This is a genomic window from Pseudomonas sp. DWP2-2 (assembly GCF_049897065.1).
In the GTDB taxonomy this organism is placed as follows: Bacteria; Pseudomonadota; Gammaproteobacteria; order Pseudomonadales; family Pseudomonadaceae; genus Aquipseudomonas; species Aquipseudomonas paracarnis.
Map to the genome: position 1 here is coordinate 108,865 of NZ_JAFCVN010000015.1, position 15,665 is coordinate 124,529.

General features: G+C 59.7%; 14 protein-coding genes and 1 pseudogene. 8 read left to right on the forward strand and 7 right to left on the reverse strand.

What is annotated here, in order from left to right; all coding sequences use genetic code 11:
* Nucleotides 1–30: 30 nt before the first annotated feature.
* From fabF to ACP7CZ_RS24485, 3 genes are all read left to right on the forward strand, one after another.
* Nucleotides 31–1,299, forward strand: a complete 1,269-nt coding sequence (gene fabF, locus ACP7CZ_RS24475; RefSeq protein ID WP_294165599.1) for a beta-ketoacyl-ACP synthase II — start codon at nt 31–33, stop codon at nt 1,297–1,299.
* Between the two features lie 71 nt (nt 1,300–1,370).
* Nucleotides 1,371–1,751: a RidA family protein gene (locus tag ACP7CZ_RS24480; protein ID WP_014718423.1), complete on the forward strand. Its 381-nt coding sequence runs from the start codon at nt 1,371–1,373 to the stop codon at nt 1,749–1,751.
* An 810-nt stretch (nt 1,752–2,561) separates the two neighbouring features.
* A complete protein-coding gene (locus ACP7CZ_RS24485) occupies nt 2,562–4,541 on the forward strand; it encodes a peptidase U32 family protein (RefSeq protein ID WP_019820074.1) in 1,980 nt (659 codons plus the stop codon).
* A gap of 76 nt (nt 4,542–4,617) precedes the next feature.
* Here ACP7CZ_RS24485 and ACP7CZ_RS24490 read toward each other — a convergent pair whose 3' ends face one another.
* Entirely contained in the window at nt 4,618–5,526 is a 909-nt protein-coding gene (locus ACP7CZ_RS24490) for a DMT family transporter (RefSeq protein ID WP_034127661.1), read from the reverse strand.
* A 108-nt stretch (nt 5,527–5,634) separates the two neighbouring features.
* On the opposite strand from ACP7CZ_RS24490, the gene ACP7CZ_RS24495 reads away from it, so the two are divergent.
* Nucleotides 5,635–6,075, forward strand: a complete 441-nt coding sequence (locus tag ACP7CZ_RS24495; RefSeq protein WP_034119698.1) for an Lrp/AsnC family transcriptional regulator — start codon at nt 5,635–5,637, stop codon at nt 6,073–6,075.
* 38 nt (nt 6,076–6,113) lie between these two features.
* Here ACP7CZ_RS24495 and ACP7CZ_RS24500 read toward each other — a convergent pair.
* Nucleotides 6,114–7,289: pseudogene (locus ACP7CZ_RS24500) on the reverse strand (pyridoxal phosphate-dependent aminotransferase); the annotation flags it as partial.
* A 192-nt stretch (nt 7,290–7,481) separates the two neighbouring features.
* Here ACP7CZ_RS24500 and ACP7CZ_RS24505 point away from each other — a divergent pair.
* Nucleotides 7,482–8,828: a cation:proton antiporter gene (locus ACP7CZ_RS24505; protein WP_181125484.1), complete on the forward strand. Its 1,347-nt coding sequence runs from the start codon at nt 7,482–7,484 to the stop codon at nt 8,826–8,828.
* Nucleotides 8,829–8,883: 55 nt separating this feature from the next.
* Nucleotides 8,884–9,231, forward strand: coding sequence for a helix-turn-helix domain-containing protein (locus ACP7CZ_RS24510; RefSeq protein WP_054899059.1), 348 nt, complete (start codon nt 8,884–8,886; stop codon nt 9,229–9,231).
* Here ACP7CZ_RS24510 and ACP7CZ_RS24515 read toward each other — a convergent pair.
* The 3 genes from ACP7CZ_RS24515 to ACP7CZ_RS24525 all read right to left on the reverse strand — a co-directional run bounded on the left by ACP7CZ_RS24515 (nt 9,222) and on the right by ACP7CZ_RS24525 (nt 10,211).
* Nucleotides 9,222–9,356: a hypothetical protein gene (locus ACP7CZ_RS24515; protein WP_014718417.1), complete on the reverse strand. Its 135-nt coding sequence runs from the start codon at nt 9,354–9,356 to the stop codon at nt 9,222–9,224. The two genes, ACP7CZ_RS24510 and ACP7CZ_RS24515, sit on opposite strands and share 10 nt — an antisense overlap.
* Nucleotides 9,357–9,367: 11 nt before the next feature.
* Nucleotides 9,368–9,580, reverse strand: a complete 213-nt coding sequence (locus ACP7CZ_RS24520) for a hypothetical protein (RefSeq protein ID WP_072446696.1) — start codon at nt 9,578–9,580, stop codon at nt 9,368–9,370.
* Between the two features lie 85 nt (nt 9,581–9,665).
* Entirely contained in the window at nt 9,666–10,211 is a 546-nt protein-coding gene (locus ACP7CZ_RS24525) for a hypothetical protein (RefSeq protein ID WP_014718415.1), read from the reverse strand.
* Nucleotides 10,212–10,639: 428 nt separating this feature from the next.
* On the opposite strand from ACP7CZ_RS24525, the gene ACP7CZ_RS24530 reads away from it, so the two are divergent.
* Nucleotides 10,640–12,049, forward strand: a complete 1,410-nt coding sequence (locus ACP7CZ_RS24530; RefSeq protein ID WP_034127666.1) for a circularly permuted type 2 ATP-grasp protein — start codon at nt 10,640–10,642, stop codon at nt 12,047–12,049.
* 2 nt (nt 12,050–12,051) lie between these two features.
* On the forward strand, nt 12,052–13,002 hold the full coding sequence (locus ACP7CZ_RS24535) for an alpha-E domain-containing protein (RefSeq protein WP_054899057.1): 951 nt from the start codon (nt 12,052–12,054) through the stop codon (nt 13,000–13,002).
* A 43-nt stretch (nt 13,003–13,045) separates the two neighbouring features.
* Here ACP7CZ_RS24535 and ACP7CZ_RS24540 read toward each other — a convergent pair whose 3' ends face one another.
* Nucleotides 13,046–14,431, reverse strand: coding sequence for an IS4 family transposase (locus ACP7CZ_RS24540; protein WP_252950470.1), 1,386 nt, complete (start codon nt 14,429–14,431; stop codon nt 13,046–13,048).
* 184 nt (nt 14,432–14,615) lie between these two features.
* On the reverse strand, nt 14,616–15,665 hold a 1,050-nt coding region (locus tag ACP7CZ_RS24545), incomplete at its 5' end, for a hypothetical protein (RefSeq protein WP_426175297.1).

Sequence of the window (15,665 nt, forward strand, 5' to 3'; positions counted from 1 at the left end):
TATCCTTCAAGCAACAGGAGTCGATTGAGCATGAGTAAACGTATCGTCGTGACGGGCATGGGCGCGCTGACGCCGCTGGGGTCGAGCGTGGAATCCACTTGGCAGCGCTTGCTGGACGGACAGTCGGGCATCCGCCGGTTGCCGGAAGAATTGATCGGTGATCTTGCGGTCACCATCGGCGGCCAGGTGCAAAGTGTGTTGCAAGACCCCGAAGCCGGTTTTGATCCTGATCGACTGTTGGCAGCCAAGGAACAGCGCAAGATGGACCGCTTTATCCTGTTTGCCCTGGCGGCGGCGGATGAAGCCCTGAAGCAGGCCAATTGGGCCCCCAGAACACCCGAGGAGCAGGAACGCACGGCAACCATCATCGCCTCCGGCGTGGGCGGTTTCCCGGCCATTGCCGATGCGGTGCGCACCACCGACAGCAAGGGCCCGCGTCGTTTGTCGCCCTTCACCATTCCATCGTTTCTGAGCAACATGGCCGCCGGGCATGTGTCGATCAACTATGGCTTGAAAGGCCCGCTGGGTGCGCCAGTAACCGCGTGTGCCGCCGGGGTTCAGGCTATCGGCGACGCAGCGCGAATGATTCGCGCCGGGGACGTCGACGTCGCGGTATGCGGCGGTGCCGAAGCGGCGATTCATCGCGTCAGCCTTGCCGGATTCGCCGCAGCGCGAGCGTTGTCCAGCGATTTCAATGTCACCCCGCAGCGCGCTTCGCGACCCTTCGATCAGGCGCGCGACGGCTTTGTGATGGGCGAAGGCGCCGGCATTCTGGTAATTGAAGAACTCGAACATGCCCTGGCGCGGGGCGCGCAGCCGATTGCCGAACTGGTGGGCTATGGCACCAGTGCAGACGCCTATCACATGACCGCAGGGCCTGAAGACGGTGACGGTGCGCGCCGGGCAATGACTCAAGCGTTGCGCCAGGCGGGCATCGAGGCGTCGCAGGTGCAGTACCTGAATGCCCACGCGACCTCCACACCTGTGGGAGACAAAGGCGAGCTGGCGGCAATCAGGACGCTATTCGGTACTGGCGGTAGCCCGGCGATCAGCTCGACAAAATCCGCCACCGGCCACTTGCTCGGTGCTGCGGGGGGCATCGAAGCCGTCTTCACCGTGCTTGCCCTGCGTGACCAGATCGCGCCAATGACACTCAACCTGGAAAACCCGGACGCCCTCGCCGACGGCCTGGACATGGTGCGCGATGAGGCGCGTCCTATGCCGATTGAATATGCGCTGTCCAATGGCTTCGGCTTTGGCGGCGTGAACGCCAGCGTGCTGTTCCGACGCTGGATATAAGCCGGGGTTTGCCCCTGGAGTGAATTTCACCGACCATGGCGCCTTTCTGTTCCTGCCAACACGAGGTGCCCATGGCCAACCACGACCTGTCCTATACCCCTGACCCGGACGCCGATTCCATCTCCTCCGACGTAATCGGCTTCAACGGCATCCTGGTCTCCACCCAGATTCCCACCCATGCCGATGGCAGCCTGGAACTGGGCGATATCACCCTGCAAAGCGAGTGCACCCTGCAAGCGCTGAAAGTCGCGCTGGAAAAAGCCGGCAGCTCCATGGACCGGGTCATGCACCTGACCATCTACCTCACCGACATGGCCGACCGTGCTGCGTTCAACGAGGTCTACAAGCGCTTTTTCGCCAAGCCCTGGCCAGTGCGGGCGGCAGTGGGCGTTGCCGCCTTGGCGGTGGAAGGTATGCGGGTGGAAGTGACGGCGATGGCTGCCAAGGCTTGAATCTGTGACGCCGTTAACGCCGATCTGATAGGAATGTCGAACGCGGTCAAAGAGGTGGGCTTGCCTGCGATAGCGGTGGTGAATGTTCCATCGCCATCGCAGCATAGGTATCTACACAACTGTGCAGTTCGCCGCAGCCCCCGGTAACTACGATGCGAAGCGAGCCGCTCTTGATCTTGATCTGCTTTTGATCTTAGGCGCCCCGTTAAACCACGATGGCCGGAATTCGACAGGGATTTGGGGGGTAAACCGGCAGGGATGCCGGTTTAGCCGCCCCGCGCCATGGATGGCGCGTGGCGGCGGCCCCCCAAATCACTGGCGGATTACGGGCACACCGAGCCTGGGCGAGGTGCCGAGTGGTGGGGCAAGAGCGTTTTGCTTACTTTTGCCTGGGCCGGCATTCCGGCTTTTCAAAAGTGAGCCGCCGTCAGGGCGGAACCCAAGGTGGCCGTTACCGCAGGAATGGATATGTACTCGGTATAACAGTGTCGCCTGTCAGGTCGTCATCGCAGGCAAGCCAGCTCCCACATTTGGAACGCGGGGCATCAGGTCGATAGAGGTCGGCTGTCAGGCCGTCTTCGCAGGCAAGCCAGCTCCCACATTTGGAACGCGAGGCATCAGGTCGATAGAGGTCGGCTGTCAGGCCGTCTTCGCAGGCAAGCCAGCTCACACATTGGGTCTTCGTTGCGTTGAGTAATGCGTTCGCTTAACGGGCTTGCATTAGGGCCGACAGCCCTGCGGTAGATGCCGCCCAGGCATTTCACGGCTACAATGCGCGCCTCGACCGTGACAAGCCTGACTAAAAAAACTATGTCCTTGCCCAAGCATCACCTGGAATTGCTCAGCCCTGCCCGCGATGTCGCCATTGCGCGCGAGGCTATCCTGCACGGCGCCGACGCCGTTTATATCGGCGGGCCGAGCTTCGGCGCCCGCCATAATGCGTGTAACGAGGTGAGCGATATCGCTCAACTGGTGGAATTCGCCCGCCGTTACCACGCCCGCGTCTTCACCACCATCAACACCATCTTGCATGACAACGAGCTGGAACCTGCGCGCAAGCTGATCCATCAGCTCTACGATGCCGGTGTCGATGCGCTGATCGTGCAAGACCTGGGCGTGATGGAGCTGGATATTCCGCCGATCGAGCTGCACGCCAGCACCCAGACCGACATCCGCACCCTAGGCCGGGCCAGGTTTCTCGACCAGGCCGGTTTCTCGCAGTTGGTACTGGCCCGCGAGTTGAACCTGCAAGAGATCCGCGCCATTGCCGACGAGACCGATGCCGCCATCGAGTTCTTTATCCACGGCGCCCTGTGCGTGGCGTTCTCCGGGCAGTGCAATATCTCCCACGCGCAAAATGGCCGCAGCGCCAACCGTGGCGACTGCTCCCAGGCCTGCCGCCTGCCCTACACCCTGAAAGATGACCAGGGCCGCGTGGTGGCCTTTGAAAAGCATCTGCTGTCGATGAAAGACAACAACCAGAGCGCCAACCTGCGTGCCCTGGTCGAAGCGGGCGTGCGTTCGTTCAAGATCGAAGGCCGCTACAAGGACATGGGTTATGTGAAGAACATCACCGCCTACTACCGTCAGCGCCTCGACGAGATCCTCGAAGACCGCCCGGACCTGGCCCGCGCTTCCAGCGGCCGTACCGCGCACTTCTTCCTGCCCGACCCGGAAAAAACCTTCCACCGTGGCAGCACCGATTACTTTGTCAGCGACCGCAAGATCGACATCGGTGCCTTTGACACCCCGACCTTTACCGGCCTGCCCGTGGGCACCGTGGAAAAAGCCGGCAAGCGCGACTTGCAGGTGGTCACCCATGAGCCACTGTCCAACGGCGACGGCCTCAATGTGCTGATCAAGCGTGAAGTGGTGGGTTTTCGCGCCAATATCGCCGAGCCCAAGGGTGAGTTCGAGGAAGACGGTGAGAAGCGCTACCGCTACCGCGTCGAGCCTAACGAAATGCCGGCCGGCTTGCACCAACTGCGCCCGCATCACCCGCTCAATCGCAACCTGGACCACAACTGGCAACAGGCCCTGCTCAAGACCTCGGCCGAGCGCCGTATCGGTTTGTCATGGGTCGCGCGCCTGCGTGAAGAGCAGCTGCAAATCACCGCCACCAGCGAAGAAGGCATCAGCGCCAGTGTCACCCTGCCCGGCCCGTTTGGCGTGGCCAACAAACCGGAACAGGCGCTGGACACCCTGCGCGACCTGCTCGGCCAGCTCGGCACCACCGAGTACCACGCCACCCGTATCGAACTGGATGCGCCGCAAGCGTTCTTCATCCCCAACTCGCAGCTCAAGGCGTTGCGCCGTGAAGTGATCGAAGCACTGACCGCCGCACGCGTCGCCGCACATCCGCGGGGTGGGCGCAAGGCTGAAACTTCGCCGCCGCCGGTGTATCCCGAGGCGCACCTGTCGTTCCTGGCCAACGTCTACAACCAGAAGGCCCGGGACTTCTACCACCGTCACGGCGTGAAGCTGATCGACGCGGCCTTCGAAGCTCACGAAGAAACCGGCGAAGTGCCGGTGATGATCACCAAGCACTGCCTGCGTTTCTCGTTCAACCTGTGCCCTAAACAGGCCAAGGGTGTGACCGGGGTGAAGACCAAGGTGGCACCCATGCAATTGATCCACGGTGACGAAGTGCTGACCTTGAAGTTCGACTGCAAACCCTGCGAAATGCATGTGGTGGGCAAGATCAAGGGGCATATCCTCGGTCTGCCGCAGCCTGGCAGTGCGGTGGAGCATTTCAACCCGGAAAACCTTATCTACCAGGGCACGCACTAACCCTCACCTGTAGGAGCGAGCTTGCTCGCGAAGAACGAGAGAACGCCGCGTTTCAACCCGATGCCCTGCGTCATCGTTAACCTTCTTCGCGAGCAAGCTCGCGCCTACCGAGGTTGCGGGGCCACCACCAGCCCCGCTGCAACCCTGCCGCTGCCAACAGAATCGCCGCCACGCCCAGCCATTGCAGCCACCCCAGGCGATGCCCGAACGCAATCCAATCCACAAAGATCGCCGCAATCGGGTAGATGAACGACAGTGCGCCGGTAATGGCCGTCGGCAGTTTCTGGATCGCGCCATACAGCAGTACATACATCAAACCTGTGTGCACCACCCCCAAGGTGACCAAGGCCGCCCACGTCGTGGTGGATGCTGGCAGGCCATTCCAGGGCACCAGTGGCGCCAGCAATAGCGCGCCAGTCGTCACCTGGATCAATGCCATTAAATGCGGCGGTACTTCCTTGAGGCGCTTGATGATCAACGCCGCGACCGCATACAAAAATGCCGCACCCAGGGCCAGCGCGATGCCTACCAGGTAATCTCCTCCACCCGTTTGCTCGCCATGGGCGGTGACAATCGCCAACATGCCCAGGAACGCCACGCTCAACCATGCCAATTTCTGCACGGTGATTTTCTCACCGAGAAACACCGCCGCCAGCATCACCAGGATAAACGGCTGCACGTTGTACACCGCGGTGCTGATAGCGATGGAGGCACGGGAATAGGATTCGAACAGCAGCAACCAGTTGCCGACAATGGCCACGCCGCTGAGCACGGCCAGCCCCAGTTTTGCCCAACTGAGCAGGTCCAGGCGCAGGTAACCCAGCCAGGCGCACACCAGTACCAGCGTCAGCGCACCGATCACGCAGCGCCAGAACACCACCTCGATCACCGACACGCCAGACACCAGCACAAACCAGCCAATGCTGCCCGAGATCAGCATGGCGGCGACCATTTCCCACGACCCACGACGGATGGATGAATCCATGATTGAGGCTCCTCAAGTGAGGCTCCAGTATGGCAATCTGTTGGCGACGGCTACAGCGACTAAAAAAGGCAAAAGCCCGAAATCACCTTTTCTTATTAGGCACAGACCATGATCGACACCATCGACCAGCAACTGATCGCCGCTTTGATGGACGACTCGCGGTTGTCCCTCAAGGCCCTGGCAGGCATCACCGGGCTGTCGTCACCCAGCGTCAGCGAACGCCTGCGGCGCCTGGAAGAACGCGGCGTGCTGACCCACTACACCGTCGACATCGACCCCAAACACTTCGGCTACCTGCTGCAAGCCATCGTGCGCATCCGCCCCCTGCCCGGCAAATTGCAGGAAGTGGAGCGCCAGATCCAGGCGATCCCCGAGTTCACAGAGTGCGACAAGGTTACCGGGGACGACTGCTTTATCGCACGCCTGCACGTACGCACCATGGAACACCTCGACACGCTGCTGGACCGGCTGAATACATATGCCGAAACCAACACCGCTATCGTCAAGAAAACCCCGGTGAAACGGCGCTTGCCGCCGTTGGCTGACTAAATGGGTTGTACAGGTACTCATGCCCAGTGCACGGCGCGCTCACTGGTCAGCTTTTCCACAAACCCCACAATCCGCCGACAGGCCTGCGCCAGGCGCTCTTCCCCCAGGGTAAAGGACAGTCGAACGAACCCCTGGGCCGGCTCGCCGAAGGCTGCCGCGTCCAGCACTGACACGCCCGCTTCACGAAACAGGCGCCAGGCAAAATCCAGCGACCCCAGCCCCGTGCCGCGCACATCCACCAGCACAAACATGCCGGCTTGCGGCGCCTGCACCCGGATGCCTGGGCAGGTGCTCAAGGCGGTCACTACCAGGTCACGTCGGCGTCGGTAGGTCTCCCGCATACCTTCAGTGACTTCATCGTGGGCCAACACCGCGGCGGTCGCCGCCTCCATCACAAAGCCGGGCAAGCCGTACATCATGCTCAACAGCAGGGTTTCGGCGTGCTGCACCATTTGCACTGGAGCGATGAGCCAGCCGATACGCCAGCCGGTCATGGCGTGGGACTTGGACAAGCTGCCGATCACAATGCAGCGCTGCGCCATGCCCGGTAATGCCGCGAGGCTGTGGTATTGACCGTCGAACACCAGGCTTTCGTAGACCTCATCCACCACCACCCACAGGTCATGGGCGATGGCCAGGTCAGCAATGGCTTGCAACTCCTGCAGGTCAAGCACCACGCCAGTGGGGTTGTTCGGATTGGAAAAGAATATCGCCCGGGTACGCGGGGTGATCGCGGCGGCGAGCAAGGACGGATTCAGGCGAAAGCCGGCCTCAGCACTGCAGGGCACCCGCACGAGGGTGGCGCCGCTGGCCTTGAGCGTGGCTTCGTAGGTGACATACATCGGGTCGAGCACCAACACTTCGTCGCCGCCCTGCAACAGGCACAGCGAACTGATGAACAGCGCGTTCTGCGCACCGGGCACGATGATCACGTTGTCGGCGGCCAACGGCCGGGCAAGGGTTCGGCTGTAACGGGCTGCGATCGCCTCGCGCAGTGCCGGGCGACCGGCGATCTCGGTGTAGTGAGAATCTCCCGCGTGCAAGGCATTGACGGCGGCGTCGGTGATAAAGGACGGCGTGGCGAAATCCGGGTCGCCGACGCTGAGGATGATGACGTCTTCGCCCTGGCTGGCGGCGTCGAACGCGGCGTGGTGGATGTCCCAGGCGGCAACGCCCTGCCCTGCAATTCGCTCGACGAAGGGGGAAAACTTCATGCCAGAGCCTCTGGTGAAAGAAGAAAGACGCAGATCCGTAGATGCGCGGGCGACAAGCGGCCAACTTAGTGCATGGCAAACCTTCGTTCAATGGCTAAATAAGGCCTTGCCCCCATGGCAGGCAATCACATTGAACCCCCTTCCGGTCGCCGTTCTCAAAGCTGCATAGACCACGGCCCTGGAACACGCACAATGACTTTCATTCTATGGCTGGCCGTATTGGGCGCCGTACTGCTTACCCTGGCCCTCACCTCCTCATACTTGCGCTGGATGCCGGTCACCACCTCGGCGGTGTGCCTGTTGCTGGGTATCGCCATCGGCCCTCTGGGTGTGGACCTGCTGCACCTGGACATCAAGGGCTCGGCGCGCTGGATGGAGCACCTGACCGAAGTGGCAGTGCTGTTTTCGCTGTTTGTCAGCGGCCTGAAGTTGCGCCTGCCGCTCAAGCATCGCACTTGGCGCATCGCCTTCGGCCTGGCCGGCCCGGTCATGTTGTTGACCATCCTCGGCACCGGGCTGTTGCTGCATTACCTGCTTGATCTGTCGTGGGGGGTGTCTCTGCTGGTGGGCGCGATCCTGGCGCCGACCGACCCGGTGCTGGCGGGCCTGGTTCAGGTCAACAATGCCCAGGACTACGACGCGCTGCGCTTCGGTCTGTCAGGCGAAGCGGGGCTGAACGATGGCAGCGCCTTCCCGTTTGTGATCTTCGGCCTGCTGTTCATGCAACACGGCGGCTTCGATGGCGACTGGGTCGGCGGTTGGGTGCTGAAAAACCTGGTATGGGCGGTGCCGGTCGGGCTATTGATCGGCTACTGGATGGGCCGAGGTATCGGCCGGGTGACGTTGCGCCTGCGCCTGATCAATGCCGACAGCACCCTCTCGCCCAATGATTACCTGACACTGGCATTGATCGCCCTTGCCTATGTGACCGCCGAAGCCGTGGGCGGCTATGGCTTCCTGTCGGTATTCGCGGCGGGCCTGGGGTTGCGCCAGGCGGAGGTGAAGTCCACCGGCAACGCCCAGACACCCGCCGAGCACCTGGCGCAACCGGTGGTGGGCCACCTTGAAATCGAGCCCGAGCAAGCCTTGCATGGTGACGTCAGCCAGTTGAAGGACACCCAGATCGCGGCAGGCGTGATGATGGGCGACATGCTGGCCTTCGGCAGCCTGGTGGAGCGGGCCATGGAGGTGTTCCTGGTGACAGTCTTGGGCATCGTGCTGGTCAGCCACTGGGAGTGGGCCGCGTTGGCGGTGGCACCGTTGCTGTTTTGTGTGATTCGCCCCGCCAGTGTATTCGCCATGCCTTGGGGCCGCCTGTTGGACCGGCGGCAACGCAGCCTGGTCAGTTGGTTCGGCATTCGTGGGATCGGCAGCATTTACTACCTGTTCTATGCGCTCAACCACGGGCTGGTGGGCACCAGCAGTACGGTGGCGGTCAACCTGACGTTGTCGGTCATCGCGTTGAGCATCCTGGCCCACGGGTTGAGCACCCAGCCCATGCTGGCGTGGTATGAGCGTCAGGCTGCGCAAAAAAATTGAATCCTGCACCGCGCCGGGGTTTCAAACAGTCAGGACCCACAGTGCGAGTCAACTAATGAAAAACATCGCCCAACGATTGCTTGAGGAACGCCAACGCCTGGGATATTCGCAGCAATACCTGGCGCAGGCAGGCGGCGTGACCACACGCGAGCAACGTCAATATGAACTGGGCGAAGACCTGCCCCATGCCAACTACCTGGCAGCTTTGGCCGAGCATGGGGTGGATGTGGTGTATGTGATCACTGGCAAGCGCAGCACAGTGGTCAATATCAGCCGCGATCAGGCGCAGACGCTGATCGATAACCGCGTGGTGGGCCAGGAGGTGTCGCTGGACGGCGGGGCCGAGGAAGACGTCTACTTCAAGCTCAGCAATCCCTCGGGCCCGCCGCCGGATCAGTCCTGATTTTCAGTGTTGCCAACGTCCGCCGCTTCATCCAGGTCGTTCAGCGGTACCTCGGCATCGTCCATCAGCGAACCCGGGTCTTCGTTGCCCGGGTCGTTGAGTTCATCGTCCAGTTCTTTTGACATGTGCGTCTCCTCTAACCGCCTTGGGTATCGATATCGGCATCGGTTTCAGGCTTGTGCTCACGCTCAGGCCTGAAGTCTGGACTGTAGTCGTTTTCCTTGGCCTTTGGGTCGCTCGCAGGCGTTGGATCCTTGGGCGCTTCGGCGGCAGTGCCAGGGGCCGGCTCGCCGCCGTCGATGGCTGGGTCGTTGCGATTGTGGGTCTGGGGATCTTTAGGCTGGGTCATGAGGCACCTCTTTGCAGGCCGGTGAAAAATCTGTACCGCATAGAGCTAAGGCGTCACGGCCACGGCTGAAGTTCCGTCCAATTGCTCAGCGCAGTGGATTGTCCACCTGGATATAAAACGCATAGATGCCCAGCACTAGCCAGAACACCATGAACAACCACGGCGCACGCATGGAAAACAACAACGACTTGCGATAGCCCTTGTGGCTCGACTCCACCTCGGAAAACAGCGGCGATTCATCGTAGGCCATGCCCATCACCGGCTCGCTGCGCAGCAATTCGCTTTGCTTGTAGTGCCAGTGGTCGATAATTTCATACGCCGCACGGATACCGGGCCAGGCATTCAGCGAACTGAGAATACCCAGCGAGACCAGGAAGATCGGCACCACCAGCGTGAACAGCTTGCCCCATTCCGGGTTGAGGTTGCCCATGCCGGAGACAAAGGCAATCACCAGGAAGGATTGCGCGGTCAGGTAGGCGTCGGTGCGGTTGGCCAGGATGCTGGTTTCGTACTGGATCTCGCGCCGGTAAAAGTCGAGGCGGTCCTTGGGCGAGCCGAAAATCTTTGCGTTGTGTTCGCTGTGGTCGTTCAGGGCCGCTTCCGGAGTGTGGGGTGAGATGATTCTGGACACGACGGTGCTCCACAAGGTGACGAAACTCCTTAGAAGAATCGGGGCTCGGTGAAGTTCAAGTGGGTTGGCGCACCAATCTGAAACACGCCGCGCCCCATTGTGGTGAGCCCCCTCCTGTGGCGAGCGAGCTTGCTCGCGCTGGAGTGCGCAGCGCTCCCGCTTTTATTGGGGCCGCTGCGCAGCCCGGCGCGAGCAAGCTCGCTCGCCACAGGTTATTGATGCCTAGTTCGCATTCCGGCACACGCATTGCTTTATCCATTCACCACCCGGAAAACAGGAGCATGCGTTACCCCCCGACCCAGAGCCGCCCCCATAAGAAAGTAAGGACCAGGCCTGTTGGCACCTTCAGCCACGGGCTCATAAAAACATGCGTTTTTTTAAGCGGCAGTGCCACCCAAAGCCACACTGGGCACTGACAAGGTACTGGAATGGCTCGATCTTTCTTTGATGAAATGAATGACGCAAACGGCGTATGCCGTGCGCACTATCAGGACTTCTCTCGCTGGCTGGCCAATACGCCGCCAGAACTGCTGGCCCAGCGTCGCCGTGAAGCGGACTTGCTGTTCCATCGCGCCGGGATCACCTTCACCCTGTATGGCGACGAACAAGACACCGAACGCCTGATTCCCTTCGACATCATTCCCCGCAGCATCCCCGCCAGTGAATGGAGCCTGATCGAGCGTGGCTGCATCCAGCGGGTCAATGCACTGAACATGTTTCTCGCCGACATCTACCACGACCAACGCATCATCAAGGCCGGGATCATTCCGGCAGAACAGGTGCTGGGCAACGAGGGCTATCAGAAGGCGATGGTCGGCCTGGACCTGCACCGCGACATTTACTCGCACATCTCCGGTGTCGACCTGGTGCGCGACGGCGACGGTACCTACTACGTGCTGGAAGACAACCTGCGCACCCCCAGCGGCGTGAGCTACATGCTCGAAGACCGCAAGATGATGATGCGGCTGTTCCCGGAAGTCTTCGCCAAGCAGCGCATTGCACCCGTGGACCACTACCCCAACCTGTTGCTCAAGACCCTCAAGAGCGCCAGCCGCCTCGATAACCCGAATGTGGTGGTGTTGACGCCTGGGCGCTTCAACAGCGCCTTCTTCGAACACGCGTTCCTTGCCCGGGAAATGGGCGTGGAGCTGGTGGAAGGTGCCGATCTGTTCGTGCACGATCTCAAGGTGTTCATGCGCACCACCGACGGCCCCAAGCCCGTGGACGTGATCTACCGGCGCATCGACGACGCCTTCCTCGACCCCCAGGCGTTCAACCCCGAGTCGATGCTCGGCGTGCCGGGGTTGGTGGCGGCTTACTGCGCCGGCAATGTGGTACTGGCCAACGCCATCGGCACCGGGGTGGCTGACGACAAGTCGATCTATCCCTATGTACCGGCGATGATCCGCTTCTACCTGGACGAGGAACCGATCCTGCAAAACGTGCCGACCTTCCAATGCCGCAAGCCCGATGAACTGTCCCATGTGCTGGCCAACCTCGAACAGTTGGTGGTCAAGGAAACCCAGGGCTCCGGCGGCTACGGCATGCTGGTGGGCCCGGCGTCGACGGCCGCCGAGATCGAAGACTTCCGTCAGCGCATCAAGGCCCGTCCCCATGCCTATATCGCCCAACCCACCCTGAGCCTGTCCACCTGCCCGACCTTCGTCGAAAACGGCATTGCGCCCCGGCATATCGACCTGCGCCCATTCGTACTCTCGGGCAAGGAAACCCGCCTGGTGCCCGGCGGCTTGACCCGCGTGGCGCTGAAGGAAGGCTCGCTGGTCGTCAACTCGTCGCAAGGCGGCGGAACCAAGGACACCTGGGTGGTGGAGGGCTGAGTATGTTGAGTAGAACCGCTGCAGATCTGTATTGGATGTCCCGCTACCTGGAGCGCGCCGAGAACCTGGCACGCATGCTGGAAGTCAGTTATTCGCTGTCCTTGATGCCCCAGGCCGGGCGCAGCGATGGTCTGGATGAGTTGGCGATGTCGTTGCTCAGCAGCGGCACTCTGGACAGCTACCTGGAACGCCACCACACCCTGGATGCCGAGCGCATGCTGCACTTCTTCGCCCTCGACGAAGAAAACCCGGCCAGCATCTACAACTGCCTGCGCGCCGCCCGGGGCAATGCCCACGCCGTGCGCGGACGCATCACCGCCGACATGTGGGAAAACCTCAACGCCACCTGGCTGGAAATGCGCAGCATTGCCGCCGGCGGCCTGGCGCGACATGGCATCAGCCACTTCTGTGACTGGGTCAAACAACGTTCGCACCTGTTTCGCGGCGCGACCTCGGGCACCATCATGCGCAATGACGCCTATCGCTTCATCCGCCTCGGCACCTTTGTCGAGCGCGCCGACAACACCCTGCGCCTGCTGGATGCACGCTACGAGATGTTCGGCGAAGAGTCCGAAGAAGTCAGCGACCTGTCGGCCCGCGGCTATTACCAGTGGAGCGCCCTGCTCCGCGCGTTGTCGTCATTCGAGGCGTATACCGAGCTGTATCCCAATGCCTTGAATGCCCGCTCGGTGTCGGAACTGCTGCTGTTGCGCAGTGACGTGCCGCGCTCGCTGCATGCGTGTATCGAGGAGTTGAGCCATATTCTCGCGGATCTGCCGGGTAGTTATGGGCGCACGGCGCAGCGCTTGGCTGCCGAGTTTGAAGCGCGGCTGCGGTATACGGGGATTGATGAGATTCTGGAGGATGGGTTGCATAGGCGGTTGACGGAGTTTATTGAGGGCGTGCGGGAGTTGGCGGGGGCGGTGCAGAGTTCGTATTTGGAAGTGATCTGAAACCTGTCTTGGGATTTGAAATGCAGGCAGCTTTGAATGGCACTTACTTAACCTTCTTCGGGTGTCCATTTCTCCTGACCTCGGCCCTTGCCGCCGAGCGCGTCTGCATCAGCATCGGGTAAGGCTTGGGCCTTCGTTTTATGGCGCGAGGTTCAATCCGTCCCGGCCGGTTTCCGACACGTTTTCTGGCGATCAGTTTGAGTAAATCCTGCACCCTATCGTCCTGTTCGTCGGAGCTGTACTGCTGCATCGCAAGGAATAATTGAAGGCTATGTTTAAAGCTAAGCTCGCGTGGCAAGCAATCAGCTAATAGCGCTGATTTGGCCATGATCATCCGAATCAAATTATGCGCCAGCAGATACACCCACAACTCTTTTACAGCCATGCCAGGCGTCTTGCAGCTCAACGTTTCAAGCCCCAGCGTTGTCTTGATATTGCGTAGATCCAGCTCAACATGCCAACGGTCTTTGTACAGTGATTTGAGCCCAGCTTTGGGTACTTGCTGCGGGCAGTTCAAGGTGGTCACCAGGATTTTTCCGCCGGTTTTCAGTTCACGTACTGTCAGTGTTTCAGGCGCATCGTCGTAATAAGGTTGGCTCATCCAGGAAGGTCGACTCCTAGGTTTTGTCAGCTCAACCAAATGATCTTCCGGCCCCAGCGATTGCCCGAGCCGAAAGTCGGTACTGCGTCGCCTAGCGCCATATTGTTCGAACACGCCGTCGATCCCACGACGTTGCAGTTCGCACAGCAAAAAGTACGTTGCGTAGTAGGCATCGCCCAACACAATGTCGCCTTGATTCAGAGTGTCGAGCATCGTCCTGAGCAGCGTCTGCTCATCGCCACCTTTGCCTCGAAAACGTCCCAGCGAGGCATCTAAAACAGCACCGCTGGCCAGGCAAATGATTCCTACCAAACGGCAGATGGGGAAACCCAGTCCTGCTTTCTGACCACGCGATTGCGGATAGGCAGCTTGGTTGGCCGCAGTGTCTGGTAGGGTCACCGTGGTGCCATCTACGAGGCGCACCGGACGCCCCATCCAGCGCCAGGATGGTGACGCGTTGTTACTCATCGTTGATCCCGTGGAGCGCAACAATGTTGAAACCATCTCTACCGGTAACCGCGCCCGTGCTTTGCAATAAGCGCCGGTGTACATGCTGCTGGGGCTTAGCCCATCGCAGCAACGTTTGATCGAAAAATCATTCACGGCCTTCTGACAAGAACGGTCGGCATTCATGGCTTGAGCCAGAAACATCGACAGCGTTTCAGTCGGCGGGAACAACCGTTGACGATGCTTGGGCATCACTGACTCGACACGCTGTAGCAGCGCCGGATCGGCTAGCAGCTTAAAGAACGCATGGGCATTGCTGTTTTTAGCGTGCTGCTGAATGCGTTGCTGTTGATGCCTGACGATTTGACGTCTACGATTCACGCGGGCTGTCCTTGTTCTAGTGGTGTGTGTTCGCAACTATCACCGTAGACCAAGGGCGGCTTTTTTTCATTTTTTTGCAATTAGATCAGCCGGTTAGCTGTTAAGTAAGTGCCATTCCAGGCAGCTTTATATATAAAAAGCCCGCACCCTAAGCCCACGTCACGCAACTTCAAGACAAGTCAAATTAAACCCTGCGAATTCTAATATTATCAACAAAAAATTTCATACCGGACAGCGTTTTGCTTAGAATCAAAACCCGTAAAGGGTAAACATTAGAGCTCTCTGGCGGCACAAACTCAACCACAAGCTTTTTCCAATAATTATTAGCTTGGATATATTCCATTGCAATTTGATTGTTGCCAGAGAAAATTAACGCAACCCCATAAAAATTAGCGGGCTGATCATAAGCAAGATCAGAACTACACTCGTATTTCTGGCCAGCAGAAAACTGGTTGCCCGTATAAATCTTCTCCAGTCCAAATTCATCCGAGACCCCGGAGTTAACTAGCCACAGATAATAACCTCCAGCTTGAGCACTAAATCCATAAATCCCGGCGTTGACAGCACGCCAACCGTTAAGCGTTTTATCATCAAACTTAGTAAATTCGATCTCAATTGGGAGAGGTTTGTTGATGACTTTGTACTCCACTATCGGAAAGCTGATGGCCAGGGTTTCATCCTTGCTTGTGCTGACCGCTGCCTTGAGCTCCATCTGCAGCTTGGTGCCATCACCCAATCCATTCAAATAACTACGAGCAATCCCTGGTTCGATTTTTCCGTTAGCGATCCAGGTCGGATTGACAGCTGCACTGCCCGCCCCGTTATACACCGTCAGCGAATGATCAACGCCCTTGTTCGTTTTCCCCAGCAGCCTCAACCAGACGGGGTTAGGCGCAGTGATAAACGGCCAGACACCAATTTGCCCTGTGGCATCGCCGGTAAACGTAGTCAAGTTCAGTACTTGAGTCGCCTCGTTAGCCTGATTGATCTTGAGCACCGTTTTGGCCAACTCAGCCTGGGGTATCGGCGTCACCGTCACCGTCAACACCTGGGACGATACAACCTTGCCGTTACGGGTTACATCGTAATCAAGGGTGAACGCCTTGTCGGCATTACCGACGTTGGCGGCAATCGCGGCCTTGGTAATATCGAACGTGACTTTGCCCGCCGTTACCCCATTCTTGGCCGGGATCACCGGAGAACCCGCACCGGCTGTCCCCACCATCGTCACCTT